General features: G+C 36.7%; 22 protein-coding genes. 9 read left to right on the top strand and 13 right to left on the bottom strand.

Annotation, left to right across the window (positions count from 1 at the left end; all coding sequences use genetic code 11):
* Nucleotides 1-81: 81 nt before the first annotated feature.
* From ACFO5O_RS02840 to ACFO5O_RS02810, 7 genes are all read left to right on the top strand, one after another.
* Nucleotides 82-957, top strand: coding sequence for a CPBP family intramembrane glutamic endopeptidase (locus ACFO5O_RS02840; protein ID WP_387960763.1), 876 nt, complete (start codon nt 82-84; stop codon nt 955-957).
* Between the two features lie 158 nt (nt 958-1115).
* Nucleotides 1116-2150 carry a DUF6090 family protein gene (locus tag ACFO5O_RS02835; protein WP_387960761.1) on the top strand — a complete coding sequence of 345 codons (1035 nt, stop codon included), beginning with the start codon at nt 1116-1118 and terminating at the stop codon, nt 2148-2150.
* A gap of 4 nt (nt 2151-2154) precedes the next feature.
* On the top strand, nt 2155-3177 hold the full coding sequence (locus tag ACFO5O_RS02830) for a hypothetical protein (protein WP_387960759.1): 1023 nt from the start codon (nt 2155-2157) through the stop codon (nt 3175-3177).
* Between the two features lie 18 nt (nt 3178-3195).
* Entirely contained in the window at nt 3196-3924 is a 729-nt protein-coding gene (locus ACFO5O_RS02825; RefSeq protein WP_387960757.1) for a DUF6090 family protein, read from the top strand.
* Nucleotides 3925-3972: 48 nt separating this feature from the next.
* Nucleotides 3973-4743 (top strand): DUF6090 family protein, encoded by a 771-nt coding sequence (locus tag ACFO5O_RS02820; RefSeq protein WP_387960755.1) that lies wholly within the window; start codon nt 3973-3975, stop codon nt 4741-4743.
* The gene (locus tag ACFO5O_RS02815; RefSeq protein ID WP_387960753.1) at nt 4736-5524 is read left to right on the top strand and encodes a DUF6090 family protein; all 789 of its coding nucleotides are present in this window, start codon (nt 4736-4738) and stop codon (nt 5522-5524) included. The genes ACFO5O_RS02820 and ACFO5O_RS02815 overlap by 8 nt, the downstream gene beginning before the upstream one ends.
* Nucleotides 5525-5568: 44 nt before the next feature.
* Nucleotides 5569-6183, top strand: a complete 615-nt coding sequence (locus ACFO5O_RS02810; protein ID WP_387960751.1) for a DUF4386 domain-containing protein — start codon at nt 5569-5571, stop codon at nt 6181-6183.
* 150 nt (nt 6184-6333) lie between these two features.
* On the opposite strand, the gene ACFO5O_RS02805 is transcribed toward ACFO5O_RS02810, so the two are convergent.
* The 6 genes from ACFO5O_RS02805 to ACFO5O_RS02780 form a co-directional block, all read right to left on the bottom strand.
* On the bottom strand, nt 6334-6843 hold the full coding sequence (locus ACFO5O_RS02805) for a hypothetical protein (protein ID WP_387960749.1): 510 nt from the start codon (nt 6841-6843) through the stop codon (nt 6334-6336).
* Nucleotides 6844-6853: 10 nt separating this feature from the next.
* A complete protein-coding gene (locus ACFO5O_RS02800; RefSeq protein ID WP_387960747.1) occupies nt 6854-8143 on the bottom strand; it encodes a tetratricopeptide repeat protein in 1290 nt (429 codons plus the stop codon).
* A 73-nt stretch (nt 8144-8216) separates the two neighbouring features.
* A complete protein-coding gene (locus ACFO5O_RS02795; protein ID WP_387960745.1) occupies nt 8217-8798 on the bottom strand; it encodes a DUF4331 family protein in 582 nt (193 codons plus the stop codon).
* A gap of 19 nt (nt 8799-8817) precedes the next feature.
* A complete protein-coding gene (locus tag ACFO5O_RS02790) occupies nt 8818-9501 on the bottom strand; it encodes a DUF4331 family protein (protein WP_387960743.1) in 684 nt (227 codons plus the stop codon).
* Between the two features lie 148 nt (nt 9502-9649).
* On the bottom strand, nt 9650-10207 hold the full coding sequence (locus ACFO5O_RS02785; RefSeq protein ID WP_387960741.1) for a DUF4331 family protein: 558 nt from the start codon (nt 10205-10207) through the stop codon (nt 9650-9652).
* A 19-nt stretch (nt 10208-10226) separates the two neighbouring features.
* On the bottom strand, nt 10227-10880 hold the full coding sequence (locus ACFO5O_RS02780) for a DUF4331 family protein (protein ID WP_387960739.1): 654 nt from the start codon (nt 10878-10880) through the stop codon (nt 10227-10229).
* A 146-nt stretch (nt 10881-11026) separates the two neighbouring features.
* Between ACFO5O_RS02780 and ACFO5O_RS02775 the strand changes: the two genes are divergently transcribed.
* Complete coding sequence (locus ACFO5O_RS02775; RefSeq protein WP_387960737.1) at nt 11027-12202, top strand: LETM1-related biofilm-associated protein; 1176 nt, start codon at nt 11027-11029, stop codon at nt 12200-12202.
* 5 nt (nt 12203-12207) lie between these two features.
* Here ACFO5O_RS02775 and ACFO5O_RS02770 read toward each other — a convergent pair whose 3' ends face one another.
* The 5 genes from ACFO5O_RS02770 to ACFO5O_RS02750 are packed head-to-tail and all read right to left on the bottom strand — an operon-like array spanning nt 12208 to nt 15633.
* On the bottom strand, nt 12208-12972 hold the full coding sequence (locus tag ACFO5O_RS02770; RefSeq protein ID WP_387960994.1) for a LytR/AlgR family response regulator transcription factor: 765 nt from the start codon (nt 12970-12972) through the stop codon (nt 12208-12210).
* A complete protein-coding gene (locus tag ACFO5O_RS02765; RefSeq protein ID WP_387960735.1) occupies nt 12969-13286 on the bottom strand; it encodes a 2TM domain-containing protein in 318 nt (105 codons plus the stop codon). The genes ACFO5O_RS02770 and ACFO5O_RS02765 overlap by 4 nt, the downstream gene beginning before the upstream one ends.
* Nucleotides 13287-13288: 2 nt before the next feature.
* The gene (locus ACFO5O_RS02760; RefSeq protein WP_387960733.1) at nt 13289-13627 is read right to left on the bottom strand and encodes a 2TM domain-containing protein; all 339 of its coding nucleotides are present in this window, start codon (nt 13625-13627) and stop codon (nt 13289-13291) included.
* 11 nt (nt 13628-13638) lie between these two features.
* Entirely contained in the window at nt 13639-14985 is a 1347-nt protein-coding gene (locus ACFO5O_RS02755; RefSeq protein ID WP_387960731.1) for a histidine kinase, read from the bottom strand.
* Between the two features lie 27 nt (nt 14986-15012).
* A complete protein-coding gene (locus ACFO5O_RS02750) occupies nt 15013-15633 on the bottom strand; it encodes a tetratricopeptide repeat protein (RefSeq protein WP_387960729.1) in 621 nt (206 codons plus the stop codon).
* A 240-nt stretch (nt 15634-15873) separates the two neighbouring features.
* Between ACFO5O_RS02750 and ACFO5O_RS02745 the strand changes: the two genes are divergently transcribed.
* The gene (locus ACFO5O_RS02745) at nt 15874-17910 is read left to right on the top strand and encodes a thioredoxin domain-containing protein (protein WP_387960727.1); all 2037 of its coding nucleotides are present in this window, start codon (nt 15874-15876) and stop codon (nt 17908-17910) included.
* On the opposite strand, the gene ACFO5O_RS02740 is transcribed toward ACFO5O_RS02745, so the two are convergent.
* Together ACFO5O_RS02740 and ACFO5O_RS02735 are read right to left on the bottom strand one after the other, a co-directional pair.
* The gene (locus ACFO5O_RS02740) at nt 17907-18632 is read right to left on the bottom strand and encodes a tetratricopeptide repeat protein (RefSeq protein ID WP_387960725.1); all 726 of its coding nucleotides are present in this window, start codon (nt 18630-18632) and stop codon (nt 17907-17909) included. The two genes, ACFO5O_RS02745 and ACFO5O_RS02740, sit on opposite strands and share 4 nt — an antisense overlap.
* Nucleotides 18633-18750: 118 nt before the next feature.
* Entirely contained in the window at nt 18751-19683 is a 933-nt protein-coding gene (locus tag ACFO5O_RS02735; protein ID WP_387960723.1) for a peptidylprolyl isomerase, read from the bottom strand.
* Between the last annotated feature and the right edge of the window lie 38 nt (nt 19684-19721).

The raw sequence follows: 19721 nt of genomic DNA, 5'->3' as shown, positions 1-19721 counted from the left end.
CTAGTACTCACTTACTTACGAAAATCCTCATTGATTTTCACTAAATTAGTTGCTTATGTACACCAACTAAACTCAATACCCATGAACCAAGCCAGCCAAAACAAATACAATCCCATCGGCATCTTTCTGTCCATCACCTTTGCCTTAAGTGCTATTTTTTATGCGCTAATAATTTATTCAGGTAAAGTAGGCGGCGGTGCCGGGTACTATGCCATGGGACTGATGTGGTGTCCTGGGATTGCTGCCCTCATCACCATGAAGATGTTAAAGCGAAAGGTTGCTGATCTGGGTTGGGCCTGGGGAAAAACAAGATATCAGCTTAAAAGTTATCTGATTCCGTTCCTATATGCATTGATTGCCTACCTTATAGTTTGGAGTTTTGGCTTTGGTGCATTTTATAACGAAGCCACGGTTACTTGGATAAAATCCTCATTCGGACTTGGTGATCATGGCGATGGCATCGCCATGCTGCTCTATGTGCTTTTGGTGGGCACCTTTGGAGTGATTAGCAGCATGTCTAGCGCCTTGGGCGAAGAAATAGGCTGGCGTGGCATTTTAGTCCCTGAACTCTATAAAAGTCAGGGCTTCACCAAAACCTCGTTAATTACAGGTGTGATCTGGGGCGTATGGCATTTACCCGTTTTGTTGTTTGCCGACTACAACAGCGGTACACCGGCCTGGTATGGCATGTTGTGTTTTATGCTCTTGGTGGTGAGCATCAGTTTTGTGTATACTTGGTTTCGGATGAAATCGGGAAGCTTGTGGACGGCGGTTATTTTGCACGGCAGTCACAATCTATTTGTTCAGAGTATTTTTACGCCTTTAACTAAAGACACCGGAAACACAGCCTATTATATTGATGAATTTGGAATCGTTCTGCCCATAGTCGCTGTGGGATTTGCTCTTTATTTTTGGAATAAACGCAAGGCGCTCGATCCCGTGCTTCAGGAGGCTTAAACTAGATTTGGCTAAAGAAAAGGCAACTAACTGCTACAAAACTTTAAAACTTAAGCTTTTACAGCTTATTAATAGTTACAAATTTAGTATCTTTTCGTTCGTATAAATTATCGAAACCGAACTAACCAACAAGTGTCTCGCTTTCTCGAGTCTACGGTATGATTACATTTTTCAGGAGAATCCGTCAAGACTTACTTACAAAAAACAAAATAGGCAAGTACTTGTTGTATGCCATTGGCGAGATTATACTAGTTGTTATTGGAATTCTCATCGCTTTAAACCTCAATCAACGCAGTGAGCAAAAAAAGACAGAAGCCAAAATAGATGCCATTTTTGAAGATGTACTTAAAGATTTAAAAACAGATATAGATAGAAGTACGCGTGCTATTCGATACTTTAAGTATAAAGACTCGTTATTAAGTCTGGTATTAAATACTGATTTAACCTATGCCGATTATGCTAATGAAAACAGCAACCCTATTTGGCGAGCGGCTGATACTAATGCGCCATACGACATTACCGCTAATGCCTATGCTGTATTAATGAATAATATTGACGCCATACCAGAGAGGTATGACCATTCGGTTGCATTATTAAATGAGTTGTATGGTCCGTTGCGACGAAACTTTGAAAATACTACAGCTAAACTTGAAAAACATGTAGAAAGTTCTAATGATATTAAGGCTGAAATGCCATGGTTTACAGAGCCAAATTATAGAAAAAGTGAAGCAGCCATTGCCTACATGCTTAATGACTATCGCTATAAAAATCGTGTAAAGAAATATCACAACATAGCCATACGCAACCTTAGAATTCATATTGTTAAATATAGAGCCACAGCCATTGAAAGTTATGAAGAAATTGCCTCAATTTTAAATAAGTCTACTGATGCATTAGATTTTATTATTAAAAAAGATGAATTGCAAAACTATGTTGGTAACTATATAAGTACCACTAATCCAGAACAGGTAGCAGAGGTCGCCATTGACGAAAATGGATTTTTAAGAGTCACAAGGACGAATCCTTTGCACCAAGATGCTTTAAGACATATAAGTTCTAAAACTATATTTTCGAGTGTAAATCCTAATGGTGGCGGAATATTTCAATTTAAAACACAAGATTCAGATGGTAGTTTTACTATGATAATCCATGAAGGGCACATTCCAATCACTTACACCGAAATAAAGCCTTAAAGTTATGATAAAATTCTTTAGAAAAATCCGTCAAAACTTACTCACCAAAAACAAAATAGGCAAGTATTTGCTCTATGCTATTGGCGAAATCATACTCGTTATTATTGGTATTCTCATTGCTTTAAATCTCAATCAACGCAGTGAGCAAAAAAAAGCCGAAGCAAAAATTGATGCTATTTTTGAAGATGTTTTAGTAGAGCTTGAAAATGATATTAATCAAAGTACAGAAATGATTAGTAGTTATAGAATAACAGATTCATTATCGAGTTTGGTTTTAAATACCAATTTAACTTATGATGATTATGAAAATGAAGGCAGTACTTTATTATGGAGAGTAGCGACTTCTTTTTCAAATTTTGATACTTCTAATAAGGCTTATAATTTATTAATGTCTAATATAGATGCTATACCAGATAAATACAATAAAACTTTAGGTGTTTTAGATACATTGCACAATAGATTGAAACCCCATATTGAAATATATAATAATATGGTTTGGGATCTTGTGAAAAAAAATCTTGACGATTTTGAGCAAAACTATGATTGGTATAATGAGCCCAATTATAAAATAAGTAAAGCGGCTATAGATTATAGATTAAATAATTATAAATATAAAAATAAAGTCAAGCGCTTTAAGGGTGAAGCTTTTACCCATCAAGTCTTTATAGGTTGGTACAGATTTTTTGCTATTAAAGCTTATGAAGAAATAGCTTCAATCTTGCATAAATCTACAGACTCTTTGAAATTTATCATTGACTATAAGGCTCTTGTGGAATATGAAGGTGATTATGTAAACGACTCTCTTCCAGACGCCAAAATTAATATTTCGTTAAAAGAAGAATTTCTTTTATTGAAAAGTAAAGGAGAAGAGGGTAATCCGCTTTTAGGTTTAAGTTCTAAACAGGTTTTCTTTCCAATTAATCCAAAAAATAGATATTATCGTTTTAATAAAATTAGTGGAACAGGAGCTATTACTCTCACGGAATATGAAGGGCATGAAGCAACCACTTACAGAAAGGAAGATTGAGCAATTAACACTTAAGTCATGATAAAATTCTATAGACATTTAAGACGCAACCTTATGGAAACAGGAAAAACATCAAAATACCTTAAATATGCCATAGGCGAAATTGTGCTTGTAGTAATTGGAATTTTAATTGCCTTATCTATTAATAATTGGAATAGTCATCAAAAGGATAAAGCACAAGAAACTAAAATTCTGCTGCAATTAAAAGAAGGTTTAGCTATAGATAAAAACAAGATGAAAGCTGAACTTAATAATCTAGTTCAAATCCAAAGGTCCATTAAAACATTAGAGCGCCTATTAGAACATCCGCAACATAAATATAACCCTGAACTCGATACTTTATTTGGACCCGTGTATGGAATGAAGAACATCAAATTAAACAAAGCATTTTATGAAGATTTAAAAACTTCTGGTATTCAACTGATAAAAGATGAAAACATCAGAGAAAAAGTAGTGGTTCTATTTGAGGATAATTATGCAGAGATTATGGGGCTAGAAAATTTTGAACTACACGTTAATGAACTAATAAGGCCCTATTACTTAAGGCATTTCAAGAATATTGAGTTTTCGGTTTCTGCGCATCCTATAAACTATGATCAAATTTGGAAGGACAGCTACTACAAAAACATTGTCAATTATAGATACATTACTTTAGAGAAAAATCATATTGCTTTTTTTAACCGAACCATCAAAGACATTGATTTATTAATTTCGGATATTGAAAAGTATTTAGAAGCTAAACTATAATGAATTTGTAACGACCCTAACACGTACTTAAAAACAACCATCCGCCAAATGATTAAAATCTTTAGAAAACTCCGTCAACAACTCCTTACCCAAAACAAATTTAGTAAATACCTCTTTTATGCTATTGGCGAAATTATTTTGGTGGTGATCGGGATTTTGTTGGCCTTACAAATTAACAATTGGAACGAGTTACGTAAGGACAGAATTAGAGAGCAGGCCATGTTAAAGAATCTTCAAACCGACTTTCAAACCAATATCAGTACTGCGCAATTCGCTTTTACCAATTTTTCGGAAGCCTATGAGGCCTCGGCCGAGCTCCTTGAAATAATTAGAAACGATGACCCCATTAACCCCAGTGAAATTGAACACTTATTAGATGTAATCATCAATAAAACCATGTCGCTGGATATCGTTACAGGCGCCATAGACGAAATGCGTAGTACAGGATCCATTAACCTTATAAAAGATGCGACATTGAAATACCAACTCTCTAATTGGTCCTATTACCAAACCGATACTGAAGATGATATAACCATATACAGAGACTATTTATTCGACTTCTTTATTCCTTCCTTAACTAACAAAGCCCTGTTAAGAAATATGTCGAATCCCGATTTTTTTGAAGACGATCTAAAGTTAAAACCCATTGCAAAATCTAATTTCAAATTGGATTATAACAAAACGATTAGAACCGTTACTTTTGAAAATGAAGTCTATAACAATGCTTTAAATTATATGTACACCCTTAACTCCTACAAGGTGTTTGAAAATTATTTAACCGATACTTTACAACTTATTGAATCTCATATACATGATTAAAATCTTCAGAAAACTCCGTCATCAACTTCTAAACCAAAGTAAATTCAGTAAATACCTCATTTACGCCATAGGCGAAATTATTCTTGTGGTAATAGGGATATTGATCGCCCTTCAAATTAATAATTGGAATGAACAACAAAAGAATTTGGCCAAGGAGCAAACCATACTTAAACAACTCTACAATGAATACCAAAGTAATTTGGCGCAACTCGATGAGAAAGTACTGATGCGTAATGAGGGACTCGAGGCCTGTAACCAATTACTCCAACAAATTGATCATCCAGAACAGATTAATGAAGAGGTGTTTTATAATTCACTTTGGAAACTGTTAAGAGACCCTACATTTGACCCTATTAAGAACGACATTGTTGGTTCAGAGAATTTACGTCTTATACGAAATCAAGAATTAGTTCGAATTTTATCCAATTGGTCTACTGAAGTCTATCAGGTACAAGAACTGGAATTGGAGTATAAAAAATTCAGAAGTGAAATTATAATCCCATGCTACAACAGACTAGGAGTCTCTAGAAATGTAAATGATATTTTATGGAAAAATGGCTATACCCCAACTGAAGCCTTGGACAAGAAAACTAGCTCTAAATTCACTATAAAATCAACAAAAAAAGAGCTCGACTTAAAAGAAGTCCTTAACGATGTTGAATTAGAAGGGCTCATTAGTCAAGCTATTACTTTTAATCTGGTGACTAATATACAGTCACAAACCTTAAGAGATCGCATCTTAAATATGCTAAACATATTAGAAAAAGAAATTGAAAATTAAGAAAACTAATTTGAGTACAACACTAAACTAACATGGCGACAGGTATGAACACACGAACACTCGCTAAGATTATAGGCTTAAGTTACCTAAGTATATTTTTCACAGCGATATTTGCTAACTTTTTTGTTTTAGAAGCCCTACTTAACGATCCTTTAGCATCACTACAAGATAACCACCTTATGGTGCGCTGGGGTATTTTGGCCTTTATGGTGACGGTGGCATTAGACGTCATTATCGCCTGGGCACTCTATGAACTGTTCAAGGAACATGTTTTATCACGATTAAGCACCTATTTTAGACTCATGCACGCCGCGATCATGGGTGTTGCCCTATTTGCATTGCAACAAGTATTGGTATCTACAACTGCTGAAGCTATCATCAAGCAGGTAGATACTTTTAATACCATCTGGTTGCTTGGACTCTTTTTCTTCGGCATCCATTTAATGCTACTTGCAAAGATTATTGGAAAGCCCAAAGTTATTGCTTTATTTCTGGTCATTGCGGGATTAATGTATATGTTGGATACGGTGGCACATTTGATGTTGACTAATTATGATGCCTATAGCAGTCTCTTTTTGGCTTTAGTAGCCATACCAAGTATCATTGGTGAACTCTCATTAGCCATTTGGTTGTTGGTCAAAGGTGGAAAAGGCAATTAACACGTTATAGCGCACATTAAAATAGAAAGCGCCCAACCACTGGGTGATTGGGCCACTTTCAACTAACAAAAAAACTCTAAAAATACCATAGCATAGGTATGGTAAACTTTCGTAGGTTAGGCAGAATACTTTTATTTAGTGCATGATCATTTAAAAACTAAAGCTGATGCCCGCACTCACCAAAAATGGAGAATCATAGACCAACACCACTTCTTTATAAACCCCATGCTGTTGCATCACTTCAGGAGTAATGCTTACATCGCGTGTTTGGAGACCAAAAAGGTTTTCCACTAAAAAGGACAGGTCAAAAGCACCCAAACTATAATTAATACTCATATCTAAATAGTAAAATCCTGAATAGACATATCCTGTATTTTCGTAGGGTAACTCATCTTCTAATCGCAGGTTCATACCCATATTCATAGCATTGAATTCAGTTGTAAATAGTCCTAGATTAAATGGATTATCAGTAAACGTTAGTACTTGAAAAGGCTGTTGTGCTGATAATTCCGGCGCATTGAATACAGCAGGACTGGTCTCTGATATGGGCATGAGATACATAGATCCAGAAACACCAAATACAGGGAGTTCCTGCTCTTGAGCAAAGCCATGTTCAAGAGAACATAACAACATGATGAGATACACTACTTTAAGTTTCATAATGTTAGATTTATAATTGTTGAATATTTTGATTCATAGTAGGTCCTAATTCGTACAGACTGCCCAATAATTCCTTTTTGAGTGGTTTTACGGCCGCATAGTTGCCTGTTGCTTTGTAAATTTCTGCCACATGATATAAAATAGCCGGCTCAAAAGTTTTATTGATAATATGATCATTTACAATAATTAAGGCAGCGTTGGTGTTGCCATTTTTAAAAAGTGCCCAAGCCAATAGATCATAAGATTCTGGTGTTGGTCGATGTTCTACTTCAATTCGAGCAATCGCCAGTGCTTGGTCGATAGCTTGTTCTTCATCGGTATAAAGCAGGACGTTGTATTTGTTATACATAGCGCCATAGGCAGCATCTTCAACTGCTGTTTTGTATAAGGCCAGCTGTGTATTTTTTAAAGCAGTATCACCCATATAATCGGCGATTTCGGCTTTCAAAAGATAATAATCTGGTGCCTGGTAATTTTCTGTGACTTTATTTAAAATACGAAGGGCTTCTTCGGGATTTTTCTCATAGGAATAGGCAATCCAGGCAATCCCTTTTTTGGCATAAGCATCATGAGGATCTAATGCCAAAGCCTTTAAATAATGTTGGTAAGATTTGTTTATCAATCCGGCATGGCCATAAAAATCGGCAATATTGGTATAGGCCCATTTCTTGATTGCCGGTAAGTTAGACGACTCGGCAATAACCATAGCCTGTTCCATATACTTGATGGCGGCATCTAAATTGCCTTGATGGTCACTCCATTTGGAAAGACGGATCAAGTAGTCGAAGTCACTAAAGTTTTTAAATGTATCAAGGTACATTTTAGCCAATTCATAATTACCCAATTCTAGGTACACATCAAACAGCATTTTTTGAGTGCCTTCTAGAGTGTCACCTATTAACTCGGCTTTACTCAACAACTCTAAAGCCTCTTTAAATTTATGCTGCGAAATATAATTGGCAGCTAAAGATTTTAATGCTCCAGGATCTTTATAATTAGTAGCTTCTACAACCTGTCTCAAATAGGTTTCAGAACTAATCAAATAATCAATTTTGCCAGTTTGGGCAAACAAATGCGAATAGGAGGCACCTAATTTAGAGGCGTAAGGAAATTGGTCTGGATGGTCTGATAATTTTTGTTCCCAAAAGTTTTTATCGTTTAGAGCCAATTCTAAAGCTTCTTTATCTGAAGCTTCTAAATAGGCATTATAATCATTAGGGTTTGTAATGGGTTCTGTTGTAGTGTTACAACTAAATAGTGTTGCTAAAGCTAAAATGATTAAGGTAATATTTGTTTTCATTGTTTTGTTTTTTAGAGTTTTTAAAAGAACTCTGAAATACGTTTGTTAGACCGTATTTCAGAGTTGAAAATTATTATTGTAAGTGAGGCGCTGCCAAATAGGGGAACGATGTTGAAAATGCAACATCATTAGCATCTACATGGTCATCAATCAATCCTGGATTTGTTGGATTACCCGCTAAAGCGTTTGGTCCACCAAAAATCAAGATAAGTTCTACCGTGATCACATCATCGGCCAAAGCACGTCCGGTTAATACATTGGTACCATCAAAAAAGGTGGTGGTCCCGTCTAACGAAAGGGTTAGGACATCCGTCGCCAATACTGTAGTAAAGGTAGCGGCGTCTAATCCTAAAGCATTAGTAGTGTATCCAGGATTTAATGCTAACAATCTAGCTTCAAAACTTGATTGAAACGTTTTTTGTTCTGATGGCACTGTGGTATTAAAAGCATCCTTGCTTCCGCTAGATACAAAAACCGTGTTTACGGCTGGTCTCGCCATTTGATCTTCTTGCACATAGGTACCCTTAATGGTTTTACCCACATTATCAATACCTTCAACCTCGTAAGTGTTGTCCATGCGTTCGTTACTGCAATTAAATGCAGTCGCAGCTACGATTAAACTTAATGCTGCTATTTTTATAGTTCTAAATTTCATGATTCTAATGTTTTAAAGATTATTGTTTACGTTTTGTTTCTACCCATGTGTTCACACTTCCTGATCCTCCAATCATGGATTTAGGCACCTCTACTACAACCGATAATACATTGGTTCCGGCAAAAGTATCCATCCCTGGATCGTTGAAAGCGCCTTCTTCTTGACCATCGCCGTCATCATCGCCAGGTGTTAAAATCTGAACAAATCGACCAAAGTCAAAAAAGAAAGGATCGTCACGTGGACCTGCAAAGAATTTCATTCCTAAATCGGAAGTATACACAATGGCTTCAGATCCGAAAGGTGTAATCTTAACATTAGATGAACCACCAAAATTCTTTGGTTCTACGGTGCTCACCAAACCTGTTTGTTCGGGTTTAAAGGGACCGAAAAAGAACATCTTTTTGTTCTTTGGAACGGCTTGAATCACAAGATCTTCAACGGCGTCACCGTTAGTATCGATATTAAATTCAATCATTAGATTTTCATCAAATGAAGCATTGCCCGTGTTTGCTGGGCTCAATAACCCCTGTACATTAGCTACAAAGACCACATTGTCTGGATTTTCAGCCTGAAAGGCATAAAAATCGGTAATATCGCTAGTGCCACCAGTTACTGCTGGTGCGTCGATATGATCGGCGGCGATAACACATAAACCAGCTACTAAAAGCAAACTGATTCCTAAAATTGGTTTGAAGTTTTTCATAATAATTAAAATTTGATTTATTAATAATTCAGTTCTCCAAGCACATTTAGGTTAAGGTCTCTGTAGAATAGGTTTTGGGTAAACCTTTAAAAGGCATTAGATGTTTAATAGCACCAAAGCACTGTTAGGCTTTGGTGCTTATTGTGGTTTACCAAGGAGATGCCAAATACGGGAAGCTTGATAAAAATGCTTTATCATTAGCGTCCACATGGTCATCAGATAATCCTGGGTTTTCAGTAAAATCTTCACCTCCAAAAATCAAGAGAAGCTCTACGGTAATAACATCATCAGCCAAAGCGCGTCCAGTTAATACGTTAGTACCATCGTAAAATGTAGTTGTTCCGTCAAGGGACACACTTAATACATCGGTAGCTAATACCGCAGTAAAAGTTGCTGCATCCAATCCTAAAGCATTTTGATCTCCTGGATTTGCATATGCAGGGCTTAATGCCTGTAAATTAGCTTGAAACATGCTTTGAAAAGCCACTCCTTGCGCAGATGGCGCAGTGGTGTTGAATTGGTCTTTACTGCCTGCAGAAACAAACACGGTGTTTACTGCTGGACGACCCATTTGATCTTCTTGAGCATAGGTTCCTGAAAAATCAGGACCATCAGGGCCATTGTTATCATCATCGTTACTGCAGTTATAGGCACCTAGTGACACAAGTACTGCAATAGCCATTAATTTTATAGTATTAAATTTCATAATTCTTGTTTTTAAGTTGTTATTGTTTTCTTTTTGATTCAACCCAAGTATTAATCGTACCTGAACCGCCAATCATAGATTTTGGGACTTCCACAACAATGGAGAGTACATTAGTTCCTGCAAACGTATCGGCTCCAGGATTGTTAAAACTGGTGGCGGTACCGCCTACTATAGCACTGTATTGTGCAAAATCCATAAAGAAGGGATCGTCACGGGGTCCTGCAAAAAAGCTCATTCCGCTGTTAGTGGCTACGATAGCCTGTGATCCGTAAGGGGTGATGTCTACAGAGCCTTGAGCACTTGCAGTAGTCAAAATAGAGCTGCTAGTTCCGGGTTGTGAAGGTGCTGTAGGACCGAAAAAGTACATTTTTCCGTCTCTGGCAGTAGCTTGAATCACCAAGTCTTCAACAGCATCACCATTAGTGTCGATATTGAATTCAACCAGTGTGTTCTCATCAAAGGAAGCACTTCCTGTTGCTGATGGGCTTAAAAGACCTTGCACATTGGCTACAAATACCAAATTACTAGTGTTGCTACCTTGAAAGGCATAATAGTCGGTGATGTCACTTGAACCACCTTGGACTGCTGGGGCATCGATATGATCGGCTGCAATTCCAATGAAACCTGCAATTGCAACAATTGCAACTCCAATTAAAATTTTTGATTTTTTCATAATAAATGAGATTTTTGTTAATTATTAATTGTCTCTGCTCTACCTACGGAAAAAAAACAAAAGCGGTTTTGTTAAAATTTTGTTAATGCTTTTTTAAGAGGGATTTTACAATTAAAAAGTATCTTTGTGGCCTAAGCATATAACTCATGAATCCTTCTGCGGCAGGCTGGATAAAAAAATTACTTAAGCTAGTGACTCACCAAGAGTCCTTTATTCACTTATCTAAGAATGACTTTTATGAAGCATTAAAATCTTGTGGTTTTATTTATGGGAATAATGTGGATGTGGTGCACCAAGTGATTGAAAAAAACGATCTCACTTCAGAAGAATTAAGCAAAGTCAATTTACTAATAGCCTTCTACTATTGTTTCAAAACCAATCCTTCTGATTCTGGTTTCATAAACAGTATTATCGAATTTTATGCAGCCATTATCCAACCTAAAACCTCATTTCTGGATGGGTTTTTGGGTGAGAAAAAATCGGCTACTAGTTTAGAAGGCATTATTGACAAGCGCGTTTATATTAACGACAACCTTTTTACGAAGAATTTCAATTATTTTATTACCAATGCCTTATTGTTTGTAGACGTATTGGCTTATCAAAAGTTTTTAGATACCCGTGAAGTTTCAAATGAGGATATCCAATTTATGGAAGCGGCCTTAGAAACCATCGTGATTAATGTGTTGGATTCTAAACAGGTAAAAAGCAACTATGACGAAAGTTTAATCAAACTCTTTGAAGCCTCAAGACGATATCAGGGCAAAGAGCACCATCTTGAATATAAGGAGGCTCTGGAAGTGCTCCAAAACTCATTGGAAAAACACTATGCCTTCGATCTGGGTTGTATGGCGTCTTGGACCGATCAAATGATTGATCCTGAAGAGTATTTATTTCTCAATCAATTGGGTGATGATCTACAGCTTACCCAAAGCGTCATTAACCAATCTATTAAAGACATCAACACCTTTTATATTACCAACCAAGACCAGATTGCCTTGTTGGGATCAAAAAATTTAGTACAGAATTTTTATGACAACTCCAGTAAAATGGTGAGTAAACTCATAAAACGGAACAGCAAACGATTGCTTAAAGAACTTTCTGAAAGCAAGGAACTTTTAGTGCTTTTAACCAAATCAACCACTAGGGACCTTACTGAAGAAGAACAAAAAAAGATGCAGACGCAATTACTAGATATTATCAAATCTATTCCTAGTCTTGCTATTTTCATGCTCCCTGGTGGTGCTATTCTTCTGCCACTATTTGTTAAATTTATCCCCAAACTATTACCTACTGCCTTTGATGATAATCGAATTGAAGAATGATAGCTTTATGAGCTAGTTTCTAACCAATCTTTAAAATCCTTAACACGCTCTCGAGCTACGATGATGTCATGCTCTTTAAACGAATGCAACTTAATCTGTAGTCGCGAATTGGTATAACTCACCATATCCTGTATTGCTTCAATATTTACAATAAATTTTCGGCTAATTCTAAAAAATGTTTTAGGCTCTAATTCCTGATCCAATTGATCTAATGTGGTATCCAACAAGTAATTTCGCCCATCAGTTGTATAGGCGTAGGTGCCTTTGTTCTCACTATAAAAACATTCAATATCATCAATAGTTAACAATTTTAAATGCTGACCAACTTTAACCGAAAATCGCTTTTTATAGGTACGATCAATAGGATTGACCAATAATTTTTTAATATCGTCAAAGTCTAGAGTCACCGATTGTTGCGCCGGAAGACGTTCTTTATATTTTGCGACTGCCTTTTTTAAATCCTCATCATCGATAGGCTTTAATAGATAATCAATACTATTGAGCTTAAAGGCCTGAAGCGCATACTCGTCGTAGGCAGTTGTAAAAATAACTGCCGACTTGATATCGATTGCCTCGAAAATTTCAAAGGATAGCCCATCACTTAACTGAATGTCTAAAAATATTAAATCGGGATGCGCATTGTTTTGAAACCAATCAATGGCTTCTTCAACTGAATGTAGCATGATTTCGGTTTTCACCTCTAATTTTTCTAACATCCGTTGTAAGCGTCGTGCCGACGGCTTTTCATCTTCTATGATAATAACTTTTATTCCCATTTAGTATCTTCGTTTTCTAAATATTCATTTAGCTTTCTATCTTCCCAGCTTTTCTTGAAGAACAGTCTTCCCTTAAAAACATTCCATGCATGAAAGGCTATAAAAACAGTCCATGCCAGTATAATAATAGTATTAAACTTTTTAAAGAAATCAGCATACCTGTTGTGGTCATCAATAATGTACAAATTATACAATAGTAGCAGGACCACAATTATATATCCAACCAAGTGGACATAAAATACTTTGAGATGTCTTACCTTCTCTTTTGCTCTTATAAGTTTGTCTTTATTTTCAGATGGCGTTTTCATACTTATTCAAATCTACGTTTTTCAGCTTCTTCTTCTTTTTCCAAATATTCACGGATCTTTTTATCTTCCCATGATTTAGAGAAAAAGAAATTCCTTCCAAATACACTTAAAGCGTGAAAACCCAATCCTATTCCCCAAAAAAATGCGGTTGAAAAGGTTCCAAAATGCCATATATTCCCTCTTGAGTTAAATGCTACCATTATAATGATAAAGAGGTTGACTATCACATACCAGAAGGCATGTCCATAAAAGCCTTTTAGTTCTTTAAGTCGTTTTTGAGCCCTTAAATAGGCGTCTTCCTTTCGGTATTCTGTGTTATAATTTTTGTCTAATCGATTCATAGGTTTTGTATTTAATTCCAAAGATCATTTTTTTCTTCATCGCGCATAAATTCTTCAATCTTGCGCTTTTCCCAATTGCGGCCAAAGGCCCCATTATTCACAAACACCCTATATGCCTGAATTGTTAAGCCTAAGGCCCAGCCAAACATAGGAAACCAAAACCATTGAAATTCCCAATAGGTTCTATAGTTAATGAATATTAAAAACGGGATTACTAAAAAATAGGATACAAGACTGTAGTAAAAAGCTTTAAGTTCTTCCACATGGTTTCTTGCACGCAAATAACTATCGTCTATATTTTCTTGCAATGGTGTTCTCATAATTGATATTTGTTTTGTGAGCATTGGCACAGCAACTGAAAAATGTCCGGCTTGCTCGTTAATGTATACTTTTTTATTGGTGAGTAATTGATAGCGTTGTTTAATATTCTCTAATCCAACACCACTACTCTTTTTGACAATTTGTTTGGGCTGAAGGTTATTCTCTATGACCAAATTCCCATGATTGTCTTCATAAATTTTAATATGTAAAGGTTTGCTCGTGGTCACCATATTGTGTTTGACGGCATTTTCCAAAAGCAGCTGAAGTGACAAAGGCACCACCTTACTTTCGGGGTTTGTAGCTTTATCGGGGATTTCAAAAATAATGCTGTCCTCAAAGCGCATTTTTAAAAGCGACATATAGGTTCTTGCAAAATCCAATTCCTCATCAACCGTCACTAAATCCTTATTCTTTTGTTCCAACACATACCGATACACTTTTGATAGTGACGTGGTAAACTTTTGGGCACTTTCTGGATTTTCTTCAATTAAGCTGGTAAGCACATTTAAACTATTGAAGAGAAAATGTGGGTCCAATTGATTTTTTAAAGCGTCAAACTTGGCACTGGCCGTCCCTGCAATGACCTTTTGTTCCTTTATCTTATTTTTTTGGTACTTGTTATAAAAATAGACGAAGTGAAAGATGATCACGATGGTCAAGGTAATCCATAAGCCAAACTGGTAACTCTCAAGGGTTTCATGACTAATGAAGTATTCCCAAGTGGTGCCAACATAAAATACATAGGTAAAGAATCGCAACACAAACAAACCAATCAAGGTCAGAACGGTTGAGCCAATAATACCATAGGCAATTCGTTTTATACTGTCACCTTTGTTCCAGTGGCGACGTTCCATATAATCAAAAAAATACATATTGGAATAGCCCAAAACAAATGAGTATACTTGATATAGAAGAAACTCTTCTACAAATTCCCCGAAGCTTTCAAATTTGAAGTCGTCAAAAATAAGATTAGCAACCACAAAGACAACACACCCAATGGCTATAGTAAGAATAATATTTTTCGTTGATTTTGACATGGTGTCTTGTCTTTAGTTAGAATTTAATTAGTTGCAACTCTTAAATGAGGCCTCTGCACGTTCCTTTCCCCAATTAGGATGAAAAGGTGTTTCGGGTTTAAAGTTAGCAAAAAGTTCTATGGATTTTTCGATGTCCTTACAAAAGACCTGAGGATCTTGACCAAAAAATCTGGCACTTCCCATATCCCATTCGGCTTTACCAAAAACAGCTCTCGGATTGTTTGGATCTAAAGTATAGGCTTTTTGATAGAGCTCACTAATCTTGGCCGAATATTTCATACCATAGGTCTGCCCATCATAGGCCACCCAATTGGTAAGCACTTGGGCCTGCAGGATTAGCAACTCTGCATTGTTAGGGCTAACCGCCATGGCTTTATCCAGATGCGCCTGCGCTTTGTCCAACTGTGCTTTTAAAACTGTGGCATCCTTTTGATTCCAACTTTTTAGACTGTTGATTTGAGCTACATAATAATGAGGCAACCATTGATTGGTTTCGGCATTGGAGATGCGCTCAAATACATTTTCGGCATCATCCATTTGTTTGCTGCCCCATAATTCAAAGGCTTTTTGCATGCCTTTTTCAAAATTCGACTGTGCTTGTGTTACGGTAGCAACTAATAGCACGGCAATTAAAATTAAATGTTTCATAGGTTGTAAAGTTTAAATTTGAAACAAATATCATATGGCATCCTCGTTTTTAAAAAACTGAATGACCGAAGTGTAAAAAACCTAGGATGAACTGTAATTACCCTAAAATAAGTTTAGAAATAGTCTTGCCCTTTATATCGCATAGATATCCAAACAATTGATTAAATTTGAACTATGCGCTATTATCTTATTCTTACACTTGCCCTTTTAATGAATTGTTCTGGGCAAAACAAAAACACTATGGAACACAAATTCACAAATGATCTCATCAATGAAACCAGCCCATACTTGTTACAGCATGCGCACAACCCTGTGAATTGGATGCCATGGAACACCAAAGCATTGGAAAAAGCCAAAAACGAAAATAAATTAATTATTATCAGCGTAGGCTATTCTGCCTGTCACTGGTGCCATGTAATGGAAGAGGAAAGTTTTGAAGATGAAGAGGTGGCTAAAATCATGAATACTCATTTTGTAAACATAAAAGTAGATCGCGAGGAACGCCCTGATGTGGATCAAGTCTATATGACTGCTGTTCAACTCTTAACAGGAAGCGGTGGCTGGCCACTAAATGTGATTGCACTACCTGATAGTCGACCGGTTTGGGGTGGGACGTATTTTAAAAAGGAGCAGTGGACTAAAGCCCTCAACCAAATCGCCCAATTATATAAAGACGACCCCGAAAAACTGGAAGCCCATGCCGACCAACTGGAACAAGGCATTAAAAATGCGGATTTGGTAACCCTGAATACAGATGAAGCCTCTTTTAGCAACGCTTTCATTGAGAAAACCATAGACAAATGGTCTAGACAGTTTGATCATCGCGAAGGCGGACTCCAACGTTCCCCTAAATTTATGATGCCCAATAATTACCAGTTTTTGTTGCGCTATGCCTATCAATTGAACGATGAGAAACTTCAGGAATTCGTCAACCTCACCCTAACGCAAATGGCCTATGGTGGTGTCTATGATCATATAGGCGGTGGATTTTCAAGATATGCCACCGATGTGAATTGGCATGTCCCCCATTTTGAAAAAATGCTATATGATAACGGCCAACTGGTAAGTTTATATGCAGATGCCTATTTAATTACTAAAAACGAACTCTATAAAGAGGTCATAGTAGAAACTTTAGAATTTGTAAAGCGCGAACTGACCAATGAAGAAGGCGGATTTTATTCCTCATTAGATGCCGATAGCAAAACCCCAGAAAACGAATTAGAAGAAGGTGCCTTTTATGTTTGGAAAAAGGACGAGCTAAAAACTTTATTGGCAATCGATTTTGAGTTGTTTGCAGACTACTACAACATTAACAACTACGGACTCTGGGAGCATGGAAACTATGTTCTAATCAGAAAAACTGATGATGCCACCTTTTTAAAAAAACACAAACTCACCAGTACAGAGTTTAATGACAAAAAAAACCAATGGAAACAACTACTCTTTAAACAGCGAGAGAAACGTCAAAAACCGCGACTGGACGACAAGACTTTAACCTCTTGGAATGCCATTATGCTCAAAGGTTATGTAGATGCCTATCGTGTTTTGGGAGATTCAACCTATCTGCAAACGGCAATAAACAATGCCAATTTTATAGAAAAGCAACAATTGCGGGATGATGGAGGACTTAACCACAGCTATAAAAATGGCCAAAGCACCATTAACGGCTATCTGGAAGATTACGCGGCAACTATTGATGCGTTTTTAAATCTTTATGAAGCAACTTTAAATGACAAATGGCTCCACCTCTCACGCGATTTAACCCTCTATAGTTTTGATCATTTTTTTGATGCACAAAGCAAAATGTTCTATTTCACTTCCAATGAAGATGATCCTTTAGTGGCCAGAACCATTGAGTATCGTGACAATGTGATTCCTGCAAGCAATTCTATCATGGCGAAAAATCTATTCAAATTAGCGCATTATTTCGATAACGACCATTTTAGACAAACGGCAACAACACTTTTGAATAATGTTAAACCCGAAATGCAAGACTATGGTCCTGCCTATTCCAATTGGCTCGATTTGATGCTCAATTTCACACAACCTTATTATGAAGTCGCCATATCGGGCGAAGAAGCCCTGGTTAAAAAAGAACAATTGAACCGATCTTACATACCCAATAAACTCATTGTAGGAAGTACTTCCGAGAGTCATTTACCCTTATTAGAAAATCGCTATGTAGATGGTGAAACCTATATTTACGTGTGTGTGAATAAAGCTTGCAAGTTACCTGTCAAGAGTGTAGAGCAAGCTGTTTCGATTTTAAAAAATTAATTCGAATCTTGGTTTTTATTATAGGCATCCATATAACGTTTAGCACGCTCATTGCCCGTGTTCAACTCGTAAGCTTTAGAGTAATTGGTAAAGGCTTGTAAACTATCACCAGACCGCAAATAGGCATCGGCCAAACTATCATAAACATTGTCACTTTCTGGGTAAAACGCCACGTTCATCTTAAAAACGGCAATGGCACTCGTGTAATCTTCTTTGCGTAAATAGTTATAGCCTAAACGGTTAAACTCACGCTCATCAACTAAAGTCGTAGTTGAATCTTGTTGCTTAATATTTATAAAGCCTTCAAGAGCCTTGTCGAAGTTCTTTTCTTTAAGGTACATACTAGGCGTTTTAAAAGAGTCGGCTACTTTTAAGTAGGTATAGGTGACTTGAGATTCGTCATCCTCATTAACCACTCCCAAATAACGTTCCTTGGTTTGAGGATGCTGAACAAAACGCAACTTTTTGTACATATCGGGTACAAAAAAGGTGTGTTCATCTAAAGCAACGGGCTTCATATTATCGGCACCTCTCCATTTTAAAAACAAGGTATTGTTGTCATAATACACATCCATAACTTCATCTAAACTGTACAAATAACGTCCAGAAGTTTGGACGATATGTTCTTCTGAATAGTCTACGCGTTTGGCACAACTTAATATATGAAGTGTCACACATAGTAATAAAAGTATTGACTTGATATGGCTTCTGTGAAATGTCATGAAGAATTAGATGTGATGTGATGAATTACTCTATAAATTTAAATAAAAAAAAAGTCCCACTATTAATGAGACTTTTTTAACTATGATTTGTTACCAAATCGAATATAATATCTTGAATTTATTTAACATTCATCAATTCCACATCAAATACTAAAGTCGCATGGGGAGGAATAACACCTCCAGCACCTTGAGATCCGTAGCCCAAATCACTTGGAATAACCAATCGTGCCTTATCACCAACATGAAGCAAACAAATACCTTCATCCCAACCTGGAATAACCTGCCCTACTCCAACTTGAAAATCAAGAGGTTGGTTACGCTTATATGAAGAATCAAATACAGTACCGTCAGCCAATTGCCCTTTATAGTGAACAGACACCATTTGACCTGCTTCTGCTTTCTTACCAGATCCTTTTTGAATGATTTGGTAACGCAGTCCGCTTTTAGTTTCTTCAAACCCGGCAGACAATTTATCCATTTCTGCACGTTTTGCTTCACGTTCTGCAACAATACGCTTTTCGCGAGCGCCTTCAAAAGTTCTAAAGGCCTCAACAGCATTAAACTTCTCCGCAGCTGCACCTACTCTAATAATTTCTAAAGTATCTATTTGGTCTCCCTGTGCAATGGCATCTACCACATCCTGACCTTCAGTTACCTTACCAAAAACCGTATGTTTATTATCTAACCAAGGCGTCTCAATATGTGTAATGAAAAACTGACTTCCATTAGTTCCTGGGCCAGCATTAGCCATTGAAAGTACCCCTGGACCATCATGTTTAAGGTCGGGGTGAAACTCATCATCAAACTTATAACCTGGGTTACCTGTTCCTGTACCTTGAGGGCAACCTCCTTGAATCATAAAGTCTGGAATGACCCTATGAAATTTTAAGCCATCATAATACGGTGTGCCTTGCGATTTTACAGCATTTTCTATATTCCCTTCGGCCAAGGCCACAAAGTTACCTACCGTTCCAGGCGTTTTTTCATATTCTAAAGCTACTAAAATGTCACCTTTACTGGTGTTGAATTTGGCGTATAATCCGTCTTGCATTGTCAATTATTTTTATGAAATGCAAAGGTATTATTTTA

The organism is Geojedonia litorea (genome assembly GCF_042654525.1).
GTDB classification, from domain to species: Bacteria; Bacteroidota; Bacteroidia; order Flavobacteriales; family Flavobacteriaceae; genus Geojedonia; species Geojedonia litorea.
Note: the sequence above shows the minus strand (reverse complement) of the source record. Positions and strands in the feature narration are given on the sequence as shown.

Bases quoted from the DNA above. Each gene is read 5' to 3' on its own strand.
- ACFO5O_RS02840 (WP_387960763.1), top strand. From the start codon at position 82: ATGAACCAAGCCAGCCAAAACAAATACAATCCCATCGGCATCTTTCTG.
- ACFO5O_RS02835 (WP_387960761.1), top strand. From the start codon at position 1,116: ATGATTACATTTTTCAGGAGAATCCGTCAAGACTTACTTACAAAAAAC.
- ACFO5O_RS02830 (WP_387960759.1), top strand. From the start codon at position 2,155: ATGATAAAATTCTTTAGAAAAATCCGTCAAAACTTACTCACCAAAAAC.
- ACFO5O_RS02825 (WP_387960757.1), top strand. From the start codon at position 3,196: ATGATAAAATTCTATAGACATTTAAGACGCAACCTTATGGAAACAGGA.
- ACFO5O_RS02820 (WP_387960755.1), top strand. From the start codon at position 3,973: ATGATTAAAATCTTTAGAAAACTCCGTCAACAACTCCTTACCCAAAAC.
- ACFO5O_RS02815 (WP_387960753.1), top strand. From the start codon at position 4,736: ATGATTAAAATCTTCAGAAAACTCCGTCATCAACTTCTAAACCAAAGT.
- ACFO5O_RS02810 (WP_387960751.1), top strand. From the start codon at position 5,569: ATGAACACACGAACACTCGCTAAGATTATAGGCTTAAGTTACCTAAGT.
- ACFO5O_RS02805 (WP_387960749.1), bottom strand. From the start codon at position 6,843: ATGAAACTTAAAGTAGTGTATCTCATCATGTTGTTATGTTCTCTTGAA.
- ACFO5O_RS02800 (WP_387960747.1), bottom strand. From the start codon at position 8,143: ATGAAAACAAATATTACCTTAATCATTTTAGCTTTAGCAACACTATTT.
- ACFO5O_RS02795 (WP_387960745.1), bottom strand. From the start codon at position 8,798: ATGAAATTTAGAACTATAAAAATAGCAGCATTAAGTTTAATCGTAGCT.
- ACFO5O_RS02790 (WP_387960743.1), bottom strand. From the start codon at position 9,501: ATGAAAAACTTCAAACCAATTTTAGGAATCAGTTTGCTTTTAGTAGCT.
- ACFO5O_RS02785 (WP_387960741.1), bottom strand. From the start codon at position 10,207: ATGAAATTTAATACTATAAAATTAATGGCTATTGCAGTACTTGTGTCA.
- ACFO5O_RS02780 (WP_387960739.1), bottom strand. From the start codon at position 10,880: ATGAAAAAATCAAAAATTTTAATTGGAGTTGCAATTGTTGCAATTGCA.
- ACFO5O_RS02775 (WP_387960737.1), top strand. From the start codon at position 11,027: ATGAATCCTTCTGCGGCAGGCTGGATAAAAAAATTACTTAAGCTAGTG.
- ACFO5O_RS02765 (WP_387960735.1), bottom strand. From the start codon at position 13,286: ATGAAAACGCCATCTGAAAATAAAGACAAACTTATAAGAGCAAAAGAG.
- ACFO5O_RS02760 (WP_387960733.1), bottom strand. From the start codon at position 13,627: ATGAATCGATTAGACAAAAATTATAACACAGAATACCGAAAGGAAGAC.
- ACFO5O_RS02755 (WP_387960731.1), bottom strand. From the start codon at position 14,985: ATGTCAAAATCAACGAAAAATATTATTCTTACTATAGCCATTGGGTGT.
- ACFO5O_RS02750 (WP_387960729.1), bottom strand. From the start codon at position 15,633: ATGAAACATTTAATTTTAATTGCCGTGCTATTAGTTGCTACCGTAACA.
- ACFO5O_RS02745 (WP_387960727.1), top strand. From the start codon at position 15,874: ATGGAACACAAATTCACAAATGATCTCATCAATGAAACCAGCCCATAC.
- ACFO5O_RS02740 (WP_387960725.1), bottom strand. From the start codon at position 18,632: ATGACATTTCACAGAAGCCATATCAAGTCAATACTTTTATTACTATGT.
- ACFO5O_RS02735 (WP_387960723.1), bottom strand. From the start codon at position 19,683: ATGCAAGACGGATTATACGCCAAATTCAACACCAGTAAAGGTGACATT.